Origin of the sequence: Actinophytocola sp. (assembly GCF_009379765.1) — a bacterium.
In the GTDB taxonomy this organism is placed as follows: domain Bacteria; phylum Actinomycetota; class Actinomycetes; order Mycobacteriales; family Pseudonocardiaceae; genus Actinophytocola.
In genome coordinates this window covers 24,308-40,616 of sequence record NZ_WHTD01000014.1, presented here as the reverse complement: position 1 = coordinate 40,616, position 16,309 = coordinate 24,308, and the positions used below count along the sequence as shown (strand labels likewise).

Annotated in this window: 11 protein-coding genes and 1 pseudogene; 4 read left to right on the top strand and 8 right to left on the bottom strand. The window is 69.9% G+C overall.

What is annotated here, in order from left to right; all coding sequences use genetic code 11:
* Positions 1–5 precede the first annotated feature (5 nt).
* Positions 6–191 (top strand): DUF397 domain-containing protein, encoded by a 186-nt coding sequence (locus GEV28_RS06385; protein ID WP_291409570.1) that lies wholly within the window; start codon positions 6–8, stop codon positions 189–191.
* Here the strand turns inward: GEV28_RS06385 and GEV28_RS06380 are convergent.
* The 7 genes and pseudogenes from GEV28_RS06380 to GEV28_RS06350 form a co-directional block, all read right to left on the bottom strand.
* A complete protein-coding gene (locus GEV28_RS06380) occupies positions 181–2,286 on the bottom strand; it encodes a UvrD-helicase domain-containing protein (protein WP_291409568.1) in 2,106 nt (701 codons plus the stop codon). The genes GEV28_RS06385 and GEV28_RS06380 overlap by 11 nt on opposite strands.
* An 8-nt stretch (positions 2,287–2,294) precedes the next feature.
* Positions 2,295–3,482: a restriction endonuclease gene (locus GEV28_RS06375; protein ID WP_291409566.1), complete on the bottom strand. Its 1,188-nt coding sequence runs from the start codon at positions 3,480–3,482 to the stop codon at positions 2,295–2,297.
* On the bottom strand, positions 3,469–4,110 hold the full coding sequence (locus GEV28_RS06370; RefSeq protein WP_291409564.1) for a hypothetical protein: 642 nt from the start codon (positions 4,108–4,110) through the stop codon (positions 3,469–3,471). The genes GEV28_RS06375 and GEV28_RS06370 overlap by 14 nt, the downstream gene beginning before the upstream one ends.
* Complete coding sequence (locus GEV28_RS06365) at positions 4,107–5,510, bottom strand: AAA family ATPase (protein WP_291409562.1); 1,404 nt, start codon at positions 5,508–5,510, stop codon at positions 4,107–4,109. Before GEV28_RS06365 ends, GEV28_RS06370 begins: the two co-directional genes overlap by 4 nt.
* Before the next feature lie 49 nt (positions 5,511–5,559).
* A complete protein-coding gene (locus GEV28_RS06360; protein ID WP_291409560.1) occupies positions 5,560–7,677 on the bottom strand; it encodes an AAA family ATPase in 2,118 nt (705 codons plus the stop codon).
* A complete protein-coding gene (locus tag GEV28_RS06355) occupies positions 7,674–10,004 on the bottom strand; it encodes a hypothetical protein (RefSeq protein WP_291409660.1) in 2,331 nt (776 codons plus the stop codon). The genes GEV28_RS06360 and GEV28_RS06355 overlap by 4 nt, the downstream gene beginning before the upstream one ends.
* 187 nt (positions 10,005–10,191) lie before the next feature.
* Positions 10,192–10,461, bottom strand: a pseudogene (locus GEV28_RS06350) (hypothetical protein); the annotation flags it as partial.
* Between GEV28_RS06350 and GEV28_RS06345 the strand changes: the two are divergent.
* Positions 10,396–10,899 carry a hypothetical protein gene (locus tag GEV28_RS06345; RefSeq protein ID WP_291409658.1) on the top strand — a complete coding sequence of 168 codons (504 nt, stop codon included), beginning with the start codon at positions 10,396–10,398 and terminating at the stop codon, positions 10,897–10,899. The pseudogene GEV28_RS06350 and the gene GEV28_RS06345 overlap by 66 nt on opposite strands.
* 518 nt (positions 10,900–11,417) lie before the next feature.
* On the opposite strand, the gene GEV28_RS06340 is transcribed toward GEV28_RS06345, so the two are convergent.
* Positions 11,418–15,323 carry a DEAD/DEAH box helicase gene (locus GEV28_RS06340; protein WP_291409558.1) on the bottom strand — a complete coding sequence of 1,302 codons (3,906 nt, stop codon included), beginning with the start codon at positions 15,321–15,323 and terminating at the stop codon, positions 11,418–11,420.
* Positions 15,324–15,542: 219 nt separating this feature from the next.
* On the opposite strand from GEV28_RS06340, the gene GEV28_RS06335 reads away from it, so the two are divergent.
* Positions 15,543–15,824, top strand: a complete 282-nt coding sequence (locus GEV28_RS06335) for a type II toxin-antitoxin system Phd/YefM family antitoxin (RefSeq protein WP_291409556.1) — start codon at positions 15,543–15,545, stop codon at positions 15,822–15,824.
* Positions 15,821–16,225, top strand: coding sequence for a type II toxin-antitoxin system VapC family toxin (locus GEV28_RS06330; protein ID WP_291409554.1), 405 nt, complete (start codon positions 15,821–15,823; stop codon positions 16,223–16,225). Before GEV28_RS06335 ends, GEV28_RS06330 begins: the two co-directional genes overlap by 4 nt.
* Positions 16,226–16,309 lie beyond the last annotated feature (84 nt).

The window sequence follows — 16,309 nt, the reverse complement described above, 5'->3', positions numbered from 1 at the left end:
CTCCCATGACCATCGTCTGGCGCAGGAGCAGCTTCTCCGGCGGCGGCGGCACCGGCGGCGGCAACTGCGTGGAGGCCGCGCTGCTGCCCGCTGACCGGTTCGCCTTACGCGACAGCAAGAACCCGGACACCGCCATGCTGGAACTCCCCCGCCCCGGCCTGACCGCGCTGCTGCGCCACGTCACGAGCTAGGCAGCAGCGACGACGCCGTTCCGTGCCAGGACAGACGCAGGGTCTCCCGCGCCCTCGTGCACGCGACGAACAGCAGGCAGCGTTCCTGCTGGAGGTCGAGCTCGTGGCTCAGCGGGTCGTCCTCGACCGGGGTGACCGCGCGTGGTGGCGGCACCGCCTGCTCGGTGAGGCCGACCACCGCCACGCAGCGGAACTCCAGCCCCTTCATCGCGTGCATGGTGGCCACCGCGACGCGACCGCTCTCCGGCCTGGACCTCGCCAGGGACTTGGCCGGTAGACCGGCCGCGGTCAGCGCGCCGACGGCCGCGTCGACCTGGCTCCACGAACGCGCCGCGATGCCGATCTGGTCGGGTTCGACGCCCGCGTCCAGCCACGCGCGCACCTCGCCGGCGAGCCCGTCCAGCTCCTCCTGCCGGGTGGCCGCCGCGTGCAGCGACGGCGGCTGCCCGTGCACCTCGGACCGGCAGCCGGCGAGCGTGTCCAGGTCTCCGTTCAGGTCGTCGACCGGCTGGCCGTGCAACAGGCCGATGCTCCAGCCGAGGATCTCCGCAGTGGTGCGGTAGTTCAGCGTGAGCCGCTCGGAGCGGCCGGTGATCCGCACGCCGACCTGCTTGAGCGAGATCCGGTGACCGTAGATGCGCTGGTGCGCGTCGGCCGCGACGAACATGTCGTCGCGTGCCTCGGGGACCGCGGCGCGCAGCAGCCGCCAGCCCCACGGGCCGAGGTCCTGACCCTCGTCCACCACCACGTGCCGGTACGGCTTGTGGGTGCGCGCCGCCAGCAGCCGGGCGGCCTCCGCGCACACGGTCTCGTGGGTCCACCGGTCCCGGCGGCGCAGCCCGTCGACGAACGCGGTGACCGCCGCCCAGACCCGCTCCTTCTGCCGCTGGCCGAGCGGCCGGCCGCGACCTCGGCGCGGCGCGGCCAGGTACCCGTCCAGGTCGTCGACCTGGTGGGCGAGCACCACGTCCCGCCATTCCTGCGCGAGAAAGGCGTCGGTGAGCTCGACGCCAGTCTCCTCGATGACCTCGCGCCACAACGCCCGCTGGTCCTCGGCTCGCATGATGCCGATCCGGCCGTGCTCGGCGGTGACCACCTGGTTCGCCAGCTGATCGACGTGCCGGACGTCGATGCGGCGCAACACGTCCTCGTCCTCGACGAGGGTGCGGAGCTGGACCTCCAGCGAGCCGGTGAGCGTGCGGGTGAAGGTCGTCACCAGCACCGACCGGTCCACCGTGGACCTCTCGGCGAGGTGCTTCGCCCGGTGCAGCACGGCTACCGTCTTACCGGTGCCCGGGCCGCCGGTCACCCGCACCGGGCCGGAGAAGTCCCCGTACGCGACGCGGTGCTGCACCGGGTGGAGGTAGACCCGCCACAGGTCGAACGGGTAGCTGAAGACCTCCATCAGCTCGTCCGGCCCGCTGACCAGGACGACCTGCTTGGTGGAGCGGGCGAGCGCGGCGGTCACGTCGTCGGGGTCGATGTCGCCGGGCTCGGTGTCGTCGGGCACGGTCGCCGCGATCTCCGCCCAGACCTCCTCCGGGCTCAGCCCGACCGCGAGGCCGATCAACGCGTCGTACTGCGGCTCCGGCAGCATCGCGTGGGCCGCTTCGAGCTGGTCGGTCGTGGTGAGGGTGCGCGCGAAGGCGAGCACCTGGTCGTCGATGCCGAGCCGGCGCAGGTCGGCGTCGCTCACCTCGGTGAGCAGTCGGTCCGATGTGGACGCTGCCTGCTCGGCGAGGTCGGGCAGGGTGTCCTCGATGGCGACCGCGTCGCGCAGCTCGACGGCCCCGGTCGCGCGGTTCACGCTCGCGGTCTGGCGCCGTGCCCAGAGGTAGGCCTCGTCGTGTTTGAGCACGCGGAGCAGCGTGTAGGAGTCACCGGACTCTGGGGCGAGCACGATGCCCCGCCACGACTGGTCGATCCGGATCGACCGCAGCCGAGGGTCGCGCGCGTTGCGGATGGTCTCCAGGTGGACGCCCGCGAACGTGGCCTCCTCGAACTTCGCGAACGTCTCGAACACGCGGTCCTGCACGGTCCGTTGGAGCCTCCCGAACTCGCGCAGGAACTCCCGCGCGATCCCCAGTGTCGGCACGTCTCCTCCTATCGTTCGGTGAGCTCCTTGGCCAGCTCGTCGACCTGGCGAAGCAACGTGGCCGGCGGGGCGGTCAGGTCCAGGGCGTGGCAGACGATCTCCACCCCGGCGCGGCGCACCAGGTGCCGCGACGGCTCGCCGTTGCCCTCGCCGACTCCTGCCGCGTACACCAGATGCCCGCGCCGCAGGCCGAGCGCGACGCAGTAGGCGAGCAGTTGGTACAGGTCGGCGTTCGGGTAGCCGTCCGGCTTCTCCCGCTTGTACTTGGCGTCGACCACCGCGGCCGGCGTGTTACCGACCGTCCACACCAGATCGGGTCGCATCCACACCGCCGACGACTCGTCCAACGTGCACGGAAACTGCCGATGTGCCGCGCCGGTTCCGTGCAGGGGCAAGGACTCCGCCAACGCCACGGTGACGAAGTCCTCGAAGATCCTCGACAGGTCGAACAGGAACCCGGTCGCGGTCACCGAACCGGGTGCGTGCTCGGGCGAGGTGGCCCGCCAGACGATCTCGGCCAGCCGCAGCGCGGTGTGGTAGCGGGCGTTGAGCCGGTTCGGCCGCCACTCGGGCAGCCGGGCGCCGCGCACCAGCGTGGTCACGTCGGCGAGGCGCGGGCGCAGCGCGGTCAGCCGGTGCCGGGAGTGCCGGTCCAGCCGCGGTGCCGTGAGCATCCGGGTGATGGCGGCGAGCAGGATGCGGTTCTCGGCGATGTCCACGGTGAAGTCGTCGTGCCGCAGCTCCAACGGGATGACCCGGCCGTGGTGTCGGCGCAGCTGGTCGTTCTCGCGCAGCCGGCCGCGCAGCACGTAGGAGGTCTCCTCGACCTCGAGGTAGCCCTGGAGGAGTCCCCGCCGCAGTGCCCGCTCGGTCAACCGGCACAGCGCGTTGGCGACCGCCGGCACCAGCTCGTCGCCGGTGGCCAGGTCGACCTCGTCGTCCCGCCAGCCCTTGGGGTCGATGGCGTAGCCCAGCAGGAAAAGCAGGCGCGCGATGTCGAGCTTCGGCCGGACCCACAGCTCCACGTCACCGACCCGCGCGGCCCCGACCCTGCCTCGGGCCGAGACGTCCCACCGCCCCGGCACGAGCGCCGAGGGCGTCGCGGCGACCAGCCCGGACCGGGCGAGGCGAAGCCCCTGCTCGGCGGTCAGCCCGTGCTGGGAGCTCCCCAGCTCGTCCAGCTCAACGACGGCCATCGCGGGCCGACTTCAGACCGTTCTCGATCCCGGTGACGAAGTGCTGCCAGGACGAGAGCCGGGTGACCAAACCGGACCGGTCCAACCGTTCCAACAGCTGTCGCCGGTGCTGCGAGAACCGCCTTCTGACCTGGTCGAGCCGCCGGCCAGAGACCCCGGACGCCTTGGCCAGCGTGTCCCTGAGCAGTTCCTTCGGATCCGCGATTCGCTCGAGCGCGCCGACCGGCGGCAGGTCGAGGGAGATCCGGCCTTTCGGGTTCCCCGCGACTCGGCGCAGCTCGTCCTCGCTTGTGAGCAGCCAAGCCTCGGTCATCCGGACCGGTACAACCGGCACGTGCGGCACCTCAGCGGACACCGCACAGACCGCAGCGGCGATCTCGTCGACGCGGGCCGCGACGCCCTGGTTGTCGGCGTCGCGATGGACCACGATCAGGTCGTACACACCACCCATGTCGAGCACCGCCCGCAGCTTGTCCTCGACCGCGAGGCCAGGCGGCTTCGGCAGCCGGTCCAGTTCGGGATCGGTGACCGTCACATCGAGGTCGTGGTCCGCGGCGATCGCCTCGATGTGCGGCACGATCCCGCTGTCGCTGGTGCCCTCGCGAAGGAACACGACGCGGATGGTCACGCGGTGTCCCCCAGGCTGAGCTGGGCGCCTGGGTGCGTGGTGAGGTACGGCAGGATGTCCGCCCTGGTCACCGCCGAGTGACCCTTGGCACGCCAGGTGTCCGCCATTGGCTGCAGACGGAGCACGTGCGCGGTGTTGCCGTCCGGCCCCTTGCGGATCGCGGTGTCGGCGAACAGCAGGTCGCCGGGGTCGACGAGCTGCACGATCGCGGGTGCATGGGTGTTGATCACCACCTGGCGGAACGGGTTGTCGTCGCCCGGCGTGGTCTGCGGGTCGACCGCGAGATCCTGGACCAGTTGGACCATCGCGTCCATGTTGGCCGGATGAATGCCGTTCTCCGGTTCCTCCATGCAGATCAACCCGGTAACCGAGGGGTCTTCGAGCAACACGCACAACGCCAGGAACCGCAGGGTTCCCTCCGACAGGCTGCGCGCCGGCAGGGTGAGGCCACTGGACTCCACCAGCTGGATGGTCAGCAGCTCGCGGACGTCGTTCTGGTCGACACGAAGGTCCCGAACGTGGATGCCCGTCAGATCCGCCAGCCGTCCGGCGACCCGGGCGTACGCGGCCTCGGGTTCGGACCCCGCGCGGTTGGCGACCCGGAACAGCGCGGCGGCCAGGTGACGACCGTTCACGTCCATCATGCGGTCGTCGACGTACCGGTCCGCCGTGCGCAGGGCCGACGGTTCCAACGCGAGCCGCCGCCACGACTGCATCTCGCGCCGGGCGGCGAGGATGGTGGGATCGTCGTTGCTGGTCACCGTGCTGACCACAGTGGCGGGGGCGCGGGAGGCCGCCGCCCGCTTGGGCTGGCCGCGACTGCCGCCGTCCTGGTGAATGGAAACGATCGGCTGGCCGTCCTCGACGGTGGTCGAGATGAAGGCGGTGCCGCTACGTTTGCCGTGCAGTACGACATTGCGAAACTTGCTGGTGCTGTGCGGAAAGCGGAGGTGGGCGGGAGCGTCGCCGAGCTTGATATGCCGGAGGTTCTCCTCCAGTAGGACGAGCCGGCCGACCTTGTCCAGCCCGCTTGGCGCGGCGTAGCCGATCTCCAACTCGTAGCGCAGGAAGGTGATGGTGGCCTTGGCCGCTCGACCAAAGTCGTCCTCGACCTCGCCGGGCACGATCATCTCGGCGGCGAACCGCATCCTGCGTTCCGGCCAGGAGTGGCCGTTCCAAAACAGGTCACGCGGGTCGCCGAGCCGCTCGCCGTGGATGCCCCGGACCTCCTGGGCGGACTCGATGAGGGAGCGGTCGGCGAGCAGGCTGAGGAACTGGATCGCGTCGAACACGTTGCTCTTGCCGGTGCCGTTCTCGCCGGCGATGCAGGTGAACGCGCCGAAGTCGATGGACAGTCCCAACAGGTTCTTGAAGCCGTCCACCTCGAGGCGGGTCAGCATGCGACCTCCCGTGTTGTCGGCTGTCCGGTACGCCCATCATCCTCGCAGGTCACGGTTCATCCGAACCGGCATCGAGGGACTTGCGGAGGGTGTCGAGGCGGTAGCGGTCGAGGATCTCGCGTGGGCTGCCGTAGTGGTGCTCCTCCAGCAGCGGCAGGATCGAGGTGTCCCAGACCTCGGCGAGCGCGTCCGGGCGCTGGTAGACGTAGCGGTGCATCAGGTAGGACGGGCCGACCGCGAGGTCGCGGTCGTCGATGGCCCGGTTGAGCGCGTCGAGCAGGTCGGCGGCGTCGGCGTGGTGGGCGACCTCGCCGGCCTCGGTGCGGCGGCGCAGCCACTCGCGCAGCAGGCCCGAGGTCGGCGGCTGCGAGGGGTGCAGCTCGACGAACGCGAAGCGGCGCCGCATGGCCGCGTCGACCAGGGCGATGGACCGGTCGGTGGTGTTCATCGTGCCGATGACGAACACGTTCTTCGGCAACGTGAAGTCGGCCTCGGTGGAGTACAGCAGGCTGATCGAGTCGTCCCGGTACTCCAGCAGGAAGTACAGCTCGCCGAACACCTTCGCGAGGTTCGCCCGGTTGATCTCGTCGATGATCAGGAGGTACGGGTCGGACGGATGCTGGCGGGCGTCGTCCACCAGCGCGCGGAACGGTCCGGGCCGCAGTTCGAACGCCAGCTGCCCGTCGTCGCGCTGGACCGGCCGGAAACCTTCGAAGAAGTCCTCGTAGGTGTAGGACGGGTGGAACTGCACGAGCTTGACCGCGCTCGGCTCGGCGAGATGCTGGGCGATCTTGCGGGCGAGGAACGTCTTCCCGGTGCCGGGCGGGCCGTAGAGGATCAGCTGCCGGCGGTGCCAGAGCAGGTCCGCCTGCCGCTGCAACCAGGCCGGGTCGATCATCAGCTCGTTGGCCAGCTCGGCGCCGATCGGGGCGAACGTCAGTGCCTTCTGTGGAGCCGGGGTGGGCGTGTCCACCTCGACGTCCAGCTCACGCAGCAGCGTCTCGATCGCGGCCAGGTTCTCGGTGAGGTCCACGACGTCGGACTGGTTGTGCAGCTTGGCAGGCAGCGGGTCGGGCAACCGGTTGAACGCGACGGGCCGGGTGTCGTTCAACCAGTCCACGGTGCGGCGCAGGTTGGAGCGCTGGTCGGACGAGCTGACGTACTCGGCATCGCCGGTGACGCGGCCGAGGTAGGCCTTGCCCTGGGTGGTGGTGAGCACCAGGTCGCCGGCCCGCATCCGGTTGCAGAACGCGTCGAACTCGGCGATCTTCGCCTCGCGCGCCGAGTACGGCTTGTGCTGGTAGTCCTCCTCCACGAAGGACTTCAGCTCGGCACGGGCGACCGGCGGGCTGATCGCCCGCAGACCCGACGCGGCCAGCGAGATCGAACCCTTGTGCAGCCACACGTGCACCAGGTCCAACCCCTCCACAGAGGACCCACGCACCAACCACGCCCGCCTGGTCGGCGTCTGGTCGGCCGGATCGGTCTCGACCAGCTGAGCGCGCAGCGCTTCGGCAGTCACCCGCTGGCGCGGCGAGGCGTGCCCCCGCTGGTCGAACTCGACACCCTCGCTGGCGAGCTTGGCGGACAGGTCCCCGCCGCGGTAGCGGAAATGCTGAAGCCCCTCCGGCGGGACCGTGCCGTCCGGCCGGAGCACACGGTGCGATCCAACAGGGCCGGCCTGCGCCAGAAAGTGCGCGATGGTGGCCGGGTCCACCCCCGTGAGCTCAGCGAGGTCGGCGTGCGAGGTCCAGAAGCCGGACCCAACCAGGTCGACGGTCTGCGCGATGCGCTGCTCGGCGCCGGAAAGCCGCTGCTGGGCCTGCTTGCGTTGGCGCCGCGACTCGTTGAAGCGGCGAGTGAACTCGCCCCAGAGCGCGTCGCCGAGAAAGGTGTCGAGCGCGGACTCCCCGGCCTCGGTGATCGCCCAGCCGTCGATCTTGGTGAGCCAACCGATGGTCGCCGCGTGCCCGGTACGCCAGCGTAGATGGTTCTCCCAGCGAGGCTGGCCGGAATCGTCGATGGGTTCACGCTCGTAGTCGGTGAGCGACAGGCGCGAGGCGACCTCGGCGATCACCTCCCGGCCACTGACCGGCCCCGCGTGTTCGCGGAGAACCTCCATGCAGGTCCGCAACAGCAGGGCGGCGTGGACGACGTCGTCCGTCATGCGTGATCACCAGCGTTCGGTCGCGCGGGGTGGCGGGGGCCGTGGCCGGGAGGTGGGTCGAGCCTGGTCTGGTAGGGCTCGCCGGTCTCGATGGCCTTGGCCAGGTCGTCGTAGATGTCGAGGATCGCCCGCTTGGTGCGAGCGAACCGGTCCGGGTCGTTGTTCCGGAAAGCGCGGAACGTGTCCATGATGTAGTCCACGTCGTCGCGCGGCACCCCGTAGAGCCAGAAGTAGGCCACGTCCAGCTCGGCCCGCAACCAGAACCGCCGCTCCTCATCCCACCGAAACGGCGGCCCATCATCCCCATGATCCCGCGCGAATCCCGCCATGTGATGCGTGGTGTGGGACAGTTCCAGCACTCGCTGGATGATCCAATCCATCAACAGCTCGCTCGCGCTCCACCCACACGGTTTCACGTATCGATTTGGCACGATCACGGGCAACTGCTTTAGCAGAAAGTACTTCAAGGACGTCCCGACCATCTTCTGGCGGGCACAGAAGTCGAATGCCATCGAGATCAGATTCGCCTGTAGGGCACCACCACCCTCTGGCGGCAATGCGAGCAAGAACTTATCTCCGACGCTTGTGCGAGGGATCGCCGCACTCACAACGGTTCGCTCGTCGGAGCTGCGGCAGATGTCGCGCCAGCCGAGGAGCCAGTCCTTGTCCCAGGCCCGGCGGGCGAGTCGGGCGTCGACCTCTGGCTCGGCTACCCAGTAGCGGGGTAGGACGGCGTAGTTCGGGTCGTCCTTCTGCTCGGGAGACAGGCGCGGGAGGGTGCCCATCCTCGCCTGGGCCTCGGTCTGGCCTTCGTAGGTGCCGAGGCGGTGGTCGAAGAGGTGGATCATCTTGGCCTCGTAGAGCGGGAGCATTCGCTCGCTGTCGCGTTCGAACACGTTGCCGGCCAGCGTCCAGCCGTCCTGCTCCAGGGACTCGCGGTCGTGGAACAGGTCCGAGTCGTTCGCCATGTCGAACATGCGCAAGAACGAGAGCTGCCAGGGGTTGTCCTCGGGGTCCTCGCGCCAGAGCACCGAGCCGACGTGCCGGTACATGGCCAGGGTGATCTCGGCGTTGCGCCTGTAGTCGAACACCGGGCAGGTCCCGGTGTTCGGGTTGAGCAGGGTGATGTCCTCCGGTGTCAGCACGAACCGGCGATCGTGGATCTGACTCGCCTGCCGGACCCGGAAGGCGAGGTTGATGTCGTCGACCTGCGTCGCTCTTCCGGAGCTGGTCCACAGGCAGAACCTGACCCGATGGTCGACTCCCGGAAATACCTTTTCTTCGTTCTCGAAGTCGTAGATCGAGGCGAGGGTGCGAGTCAGCACCAGGTCCTTGAAGAAGTACTGGGTGGTGGCGTCGGTGGCGATGCCGGTAGGCAGCACCATGCCGACCCTGGCACGCGGCGCGAGGATGGTACGGCCGGTCTCGGCGAACACCGCGTAGGTGTTGATGTCACCGCGACCGGTCAGCGGGTACCGGCCGCTCTCCCGCAGCAGGTGGCTCCACCCGTCGGCCAGACGCAGCTCGGCCCGGAACTCCTTGTGCACCAACGTGTCGAGCGCGTCGTCGCTCGTGGCCAGCGCGGCGATCATCTTCTTGCGGGCCGACGCGTTCTTCGCACCGGCGATGTCCGGGCGCCGGGAGGCGAAGAACTCCTGCTCCTGGAGCTTGACCCGCTCCCATGGCGGGTTGCCCAGTACGCAGGAGAAGCCGCCGCGCCAGCCGGTCGCCCGGTCCACCCCGGCGCGGTCCTCCGGTACCGCGAAGATGTGCGGGAACTCCACGTGCCAGTGGAAGAACCGGTAGTCCCTGGCCAGCCCGTCGACCAGCTCGGCGGCGTGCGCGCGTTCCAGCGTGTCGGGATCGTCGGCGATCCAGTCCAGTGTGGACCGGACGACCGCGTGCAGCGCCGTGTCCTTGGTCTTGGGCTGCACGAACGCCGCGCACCAGGCGTCGGCGACCCGCTTGGCGGCCAACCGGTCGTCGTCGATGCCGCGCAGGCGGGTGCGTTGCACGTACACGTCGGCCAGGCTCCGGGGGTTCGAGCGCACCAGCCGGACCGTGTCGGTGGCGATCTCGGCGTTGTCGGTGAGCGGGGCATCGGCGGCGAACAGGTCGAAGAGGCCTTCGCCCTGCTCGGTGTTGCGCCGGGCGATCACCCGGGCGGCATCCTTGTCGTCGCCGACCAGCGCCTTGAACGCCTCCTTCGGGATACCCTTCTCGATCAGCGCCGGGGTGGTGCCGAGCAGCGAGTTGCCGACGCGGACGTTGGCGTCCAGGAACGGCAGCGGCCGGCCCGGCTCCACCGCCTCCAGCCACAGCGACACCTTGGCCAGCTCGGCCGCGGTCTCGTTGATGTACCACGCCGTAGATGCAGCGGCTCACCACCTCGCGCATCGCGGTACGCACCTGGCTCGGTGACGGCTCGTTCTCGCCACTGCGCAGCTGGGCCACCCGGCGGGCGATCCGGCGCGCGGCGGCCACCAGGAAGTGCCCCGAGCCGCAGGCCGGGTCGCACACCGTCACGTTCAGCAGCGCCGCTTCCCGCGCGTTCGCGTCCTCGATGCCGCGGACCGCGTCGTCCAGAACCGGGTCGAGGGCACTGTCCAGCAGCGCCTCGGTCAACGACGACGGGGTGTAGTACGAGCCGGTGGTCTTGCGCTCGTTGCCGGCCGCGGCGTTCAGCGCGAACAGCTGCTCGGCCGGGTCGTAGTCCGGATGCAGTTCCAGCAGCGACTCGTAGACGCTGCCCAGCTCCTCCGAGTCCAGGTTCAGGAAGTCCACCTGCCGGCGCTGCCCCGCACTGTCCACGATGGCCAGGTGGCGCACCGCCGTCAGCAGCGCCTCGTTGGTCAGCCGCATGCCTTCCAGCGGCTGGTCGAACTCGCTCGGGCGGCTCGGTTCGAGCAATGTCTCGCCGTCGCGGGTGATGCGTTCGAAGATGCCGCCGATTCCCGGCACGCCCAGCTCCGGGCGTCCCTGCTCCAGTCCGAGGCCGACGAACACCAGGCGCACCGACTCCCACAGGTCCTCGTGGTGGTCGGTGCTGGTGCGCCGGGCCCGGTCGCGCAGCCGGCGCGAGGAGAAGTACGTGTCGTAGCGCTTGCGGACGGCCGGCGTCGCGTCCGGGTCGAGCAGCACGTCGCGGTCCTCGGCGACGAACCAGAACAGCAGTCGGTACACCAGTCGCAGCACCGACCGTTTGTAGTCCTCGGCGCGTAGCTCGCCGCCGGCCAGCCGGCGGTTCAGCTCGCCGTTCGCCGGGTGGCGGGCGAAGCCGGTGCCGAGCGTGTTGATCGCCTGCTCGACGCCGCCGCGCAGCCGCTCCAACGCCCGCTCGCCCTGCTGGATCGCCGTGGTGCGCCAGGTCTCCAGCCAGCACGACGCGGGTGACTCGCTCGACCGGGCCTCGAACCGGGAGGCGTGCAACAGCCGGAACAGCAGCAGGAAGTCCGGGAACAGGCCCTCGTCGAAGATCAGCTCCAGGTCGAACTCCACGTACGCCGAACCGGCCAGCGAGCGGGAGTCACGCAGCAGCCGGAGCCGCTGCCCGTTCGACACCATCGCGAACAGGTGCTCGTCGGTGCGGTTCAGCAGCTCCTGCACCATCGACTGCGGGGCCGCGTCCGCCGCGCCCACCACGCCCTTCGTGCGGTGGTCCAGGTCGGTGCCCCACGGCAGCCAGTGCACCGGCAGGTGCTGCCAGCGGTGGCTGACCTTGAACTGCTTGTCCTCGACGGTCATCCCGCCACGCAGCTCCTCCAGGAGGCCGAAGCCGAGGCCGTCGCTGCCGTAGACCGCGCGCAGCCAGTCCCGGGTGCGTGGTAGACGAGCGCGCCGGGACCGAACTCGCTGATCGCGATGAACCGTGGTCGCTGGATGAACTCGGCGTCCCCGCCGATCCCGCGCCGGCCCGGCACGTAGGCCCGAAGCGGCAGCCGCGGGAAGGAGTAGCCGGGCAGGAACCCCTCGGCCGCGAGGTACCGGTAGGAGTAGAAGTCGGTCTGGTACTCCTCGCTGTCGTCCAGCCGCAGCAGGCGCAGCTGGTTCTCCGCCTCCCGCCGCCGGCGGGTCGCCTCGTCCCGGGACTTCGGGCTGCTCGAGTGATCGAGGATGATCTTGTTCTGCTTCTCCTGCTCGCGCACCGCGGACCGGAACAGCTCCCGCCAGCGCTCGAGCGCCCGGTCGAACTCCAGCTCGGCGTCGGTGACGACACGCTCGATCCAGTCCGGGTGCCACCAGGAGGTGCCGTCCAGGTCGTCGGCCAGCCCGGACAGGACGAACCCGGCGTGGCGCATCGCCCGGTCGCGGGCCGCCACGGAGCTGATCTCCTTGCGCACCCGTGCCGCGATCACCAGCGTGGGCCGGCCGGTGTCCACGACCTTCGCCAGCGAGCGGTCCAGCCGGGCGCCGGTCTCGGCGAGCCAGATCGCGTGCACGTGCGAGCGCAGCAGGTCCTCGTTGGTGAGGTCCAGCCGGGGCGGCGCGACGGAGCCGCCGACCATCTGGTCCCGGTTGCGGAAGTAGTACTGGTCGTGCGCGTTGCCGGTGGCGCAGTAGGTGACCACCAGCGCCGGCTGACCCGACCGGCCGGCGCGGCCCGCCCGCTGCGCGTAGTTGGCCGGCGTCGGCGGAACGTTGCGCAGCCCCACGGCGTTCAGGCTCGCGATGTCGATGCCGAGCTCCATCGTGGGCGAGCAGAACAGCACCGGCAGCTCGCCACGCCGGAACTTGTCCTCACGCTCGATCCGGTTCTCGTTGGACACCTGGGCGGTGTGCTCCCGGGCGTGCATCCCGGCCAGCGTCTCGGCCACATCGGCGTAGAGGCGCCGGAAGAACGGGTTGACCCGCGGCCCGTGCTCGGAGGCGACCTCCTTGCGCACCGGGTCGTCGGCGCCGGACTTCCCGTCGCCGGCCCGCCAGATGATGGCCGACGCCTTGAGCTGGTACCCAGGCGCACCGTCGGCCTCGTTGGTCCGGCTGACCGCGAGCAGCCCGCACTCGGCGAGCACGCCCAGCAGGTCCGCGATGATCTTCTGCGCGTCGTCCCGGCCGAGCTTTCCGGGCAGGGCGGGGAAAGTGGTGGACCGCAGCAGGTAGCGGCCGTAGGCGCCGTAGCCGCTGAGGAAGAGGTGGTCGCGGCGGGTGCCCCGGCCGCCCGGGCGGGCGAACGCCTTGCCGGTGCGCGGCTCGCTCTCCCGGTCGGACAGCGCCCACGGCTCGTCGAGGTGCTGGCCGGACAGCTTGCGGAGCTGCTCGAAGCCGATGGGATCGAAGCAGTCGACCTCGACGGCCAGCACCCGGCGCAGCTCGTCGAGCAGGATGCGCATCAGCTCGCGGCGGTGCTCGGCGTCGTCGTCGCGGAGCACCGGATGCCGGCCGTCCCAGAGTGACGCCTCGGCCGCGATGTCCGGCAGGTCGGTGTAGTCGATGCGGAGCAGGCCGGCCTGTTCGAGGTTCGGCATGGTGATCCGCCAACCCCGCTCCAGGTCCTGGTAGATCCGGTAGCCGACCACCCTGCGCAGCGCCTCCCACGCACGCCGCTCGACGCTGAACCGCGCGGTCTTGTTCTGTGCGAAGTCCGGAATGGACAGCCCGAGCGCGTCGGTGACCCGCTGCTCGATCACCTCGTGGGTCAGCCCGTCCGGCGCCGCGCCCACCGCCCGGTACAGCGCGCCCCGCAGCTGGCTGACCTGGATGAAGTCGTTGAAGTGACCGGCCTGCAAGCTGGCGTCCTGCCGGTTGTCGGCGAACGCGAGCAGCTTGCGGGCATCCGGCGGCAGGTCGGGTTGCCCTCGGAGGCTGCGCACGACGCTCGCGCTGATCACCGACGCGGCCGAGCTGCGACCTTCCGCGGACAGCGAGGCCAGCTTGCCGAAGTCACTGCTGCGCAGCTGCTCGTAGGACACCCGGCAGCGCAGGCAGAACGCGAAGGCGCCCTCGATGAACGCGAACTCGGTGCCGGCGCCGCGCTCGGTCAACTTGCCGGCGCGGTCGAGGTGGACCCGCTCGGGCAGGCGGTCGCGGCGGCGCGGCGCGATGGAGGTGTTGCCGTGGTCGTCGGTGACCAGCCACGACTCCGGCAGCCGCTGCTCGCTGATCGCGACATGCACGTCCGCCGGCCACGGCACGTCCTCGCTGGTGAACAGGTATCCGGGAGCGCCACCGCGACCCTCGCCGTCGGCGCGGGACACGAAGCGGTCGTAGCCGTCGTCGTCGATCCGCTGCACCACGAGGTACTCCTGACCGCACTCGCGGCAGAACGCGGCGGGCAACAGGATGGCGTCGGCGCGGTCCGGCTCCGGCACCACCGCCTGGTACCGGCTGGTCACGTACCGGGTCGACGGGGGTTCCGGGCTGAGGTAGACGTTGTCCCCTTTGGACAGGAACTGGTGCAGGCGGAAGGCGAACACCGGACGGCGGGTGCGCGGGTCGATGATCTGCGCACCGCGCTGCAACGTCCGCGCGACCCCGGCCGCGCAGGCGTCGACGGTGAGCCCGGTGTTGTCCGCGAGCACCCGCGCGGCATCACGAACGGTGGACGGCATCGGTGGCCGTACCAGCCTGCCGTCGGACTCGACGATGCCGAACCGTCGCTCCACCCACGCGGCCAAGGGGTCGCCGGCGAACCGCGCGTAGTCGTCGATCCCCACGTCGTCCTCGATGCCCCGGCGGAGTCCCGCGACGTCGTCCGGGTCACCCTCGGTAGCGCGTTCCAAGGTCTCACCGATGACGTTCGCCGCCGACACCGAGGTGCCGAACAGGTCGCTCGCGACCGAGGCGACCGCGGCCCGGCGATCCCGCTCGGACCCTTCGGTGGTCATGGTCGCCGAGGTCCCGACGCATTGGAGGTCGGTCGCGGCGCACGCGTCCCGGAGCCGCCGAACCAGCATTCCGACATCGGCCCCGGAACGGCCGCGATAAGTGTGCAACTCGTCCAGCACCAGGAATCGCAGGTCGCCGGCGGCGGTAATCAGCCGTTCGCGCTCGTCCGGACGAGTGAGGACGAGCTCGAGCATGACGTAGTTGGTGAGAATGATGTCCGGTGGGTTTTCGAGAATTTCCGCGCGCTCGGATTCCCGGTCCTGCCCGGTGTAGCGGCGGAAAGTGACCAGCTCTTCCTCGGGAGCCATTCCGTTCTTGAGAAACTTCTCCAGCTCGTTGCGTTGGCTGTTGGCCAGCGCGTTCATCGGGTACACGATGATCGCCTTGACGCCTGGCCGATAGGTTCCGGCCGCACGCTGCCGCAGGACGCTGTCCACGATGGGCACGATGTAGCTGAGGCTCTTGCCAGAACCGGTTCCGGTGGTGAGCACGTAGCTCGCGCCACCACGCGCGATCTCGATCGCCGCCCGCTGGTGCTGGTGCAGGCTGAGCGGATGGCCGGTCATGCCGGGCTCGTCCTTGCCGACCCGGAAGATCCGCTCGGAGTCCGGGTGCAGGAGGCCCTGCGTGACCAGTTCGGAAACCGAACCGCCGGACGCGAAATTGGGGTTCAATGACAGGTACGGGTCGGGCCACTGGTCGCCGTCGCGGAGCCGGCGATCGACGTGCTGCCGAATTTCCGGATCGCGGATCTCGGTGAAGCCCGAGGTGAACTCTCGGTAGTCATCGATCAGGTGCTCGTGTACCTGGAAAACGTCCATGTCAGCGGGTCCCCGGTGTGATCGGCTACCGACAGGCTAGCCGCACGGAACGTAACCGCGAGCCGGTGGCTTCGTCGATCGCGCGCGATGATCGACAGCAGCGACCACAGCTCCGGCTTGCCGGTCCGCCCGCCCGGCGGGCCGCGCATCGGCACTCCTGGATGAGCGGCCGGCAACTCCCACGGTTCCTACCTACAATTCGTAGGTACATTGGTGGATGTGGAGACGATCGGCCTGCGAGAGCTCAACCAGAACCCCTCCAAGGCGGTGGCCCGCGTCCGGGCCGGTGCCTCCATCGTCGTGACCGACCGGGGTAGGCCCGTGCTGCGCATGGTGCCCGAGCCGCGAGCCGAGGACACGCTCCACAGCATGGTCGCCAACGGCGAGGTGCGCCCCCCGGCCGAGTCGGGAATGCCGGACATCGTCGATGACCTCGCACCGGATACCGAAAGCCTGTCGGAGCTCCTGGTCGCGGACCGGGACCGGGACCGCAACCGGTGATCTACCTCGACTCGGGTGCCTTGCTGAAGTTCATCAAGCGCGAACCGGAGACCGAGACACTGCGTACCTGGCGTCGACAGCTGCCTGAGGACACCGAGCTGGTCACCAGTGAGCTGGCCGAGCTGGAGATCACCCGCACCCTGATCCGCGCCACCGTCGACCACGAACGGGTGCCCTACCTGGTCGGCCAGGCGGTGCGCGGCGTGTACCTCGCCGACCTGAGCAGCACCGTCCTGGCTCGCGCCAGGGCGTACCGAACACCGAGGCTCGGCTCGCTCGACGCCATACACCTGGCCACCGCCGAACCTTTCCGATCAGACCTGACCGGGTTCGTCACCTACGACCGCGAGCTCACTACGGCTGCGCGTGAGCTTGGCCTCCCGGCCCAAGCGCCTGCCTGACCTGCTCGTGGAGCGGCTCCGGCACTGGTCACCATCCCGCGGCCGGCGGTCGACGTGGTCACGTATCGCCTGGGCCTTGACATT

Coding starts and splice junctions, on each gene's coding strand:
- GEV28_RS06385 (WP_291409570.1), top strand. CDS start 6: ATGACCATCGTCTGGCGCAGGAGCAGCTTCTCCGGCGGCGGCGGCACC.
- GEV28_RS06375 (WP_291409566.1), bottom strand. CDS start 3,482: ATGGCCGTCGTTGAGCTGGACGAGCTGGGGAGCTCCCAGCACGGGCTG.
- GEV28_RS06365 (WP_291409562.1), bottom strand. CDS start 5,510: ATGCTGACCCGCCTCGAGGTGGACGGCTTCAAGAACCTGTTGGGACTG.
- GEV28_RS06360 (WP_291409560.1), bottom strand. CDS start 7,677: ATGACGGACGACGTCGTCCACGCCGCCCTGCTGTTGCGGACCTGCATG.
- GEV28_RS06345 (WP_291409658.1), top strand. CDS start 10,396: ATGCAGTTCCAGCAGCGACTCGTAGACGCTGCCCAGCTCCTCCGAGTC.
- GEV28_RS06340 (WP_291409558.1), bottom strand. CDS start 15,323: ATGGACGTTTTCCAGGTACACGAGCACCTGATCGATGACTACCGAGAG.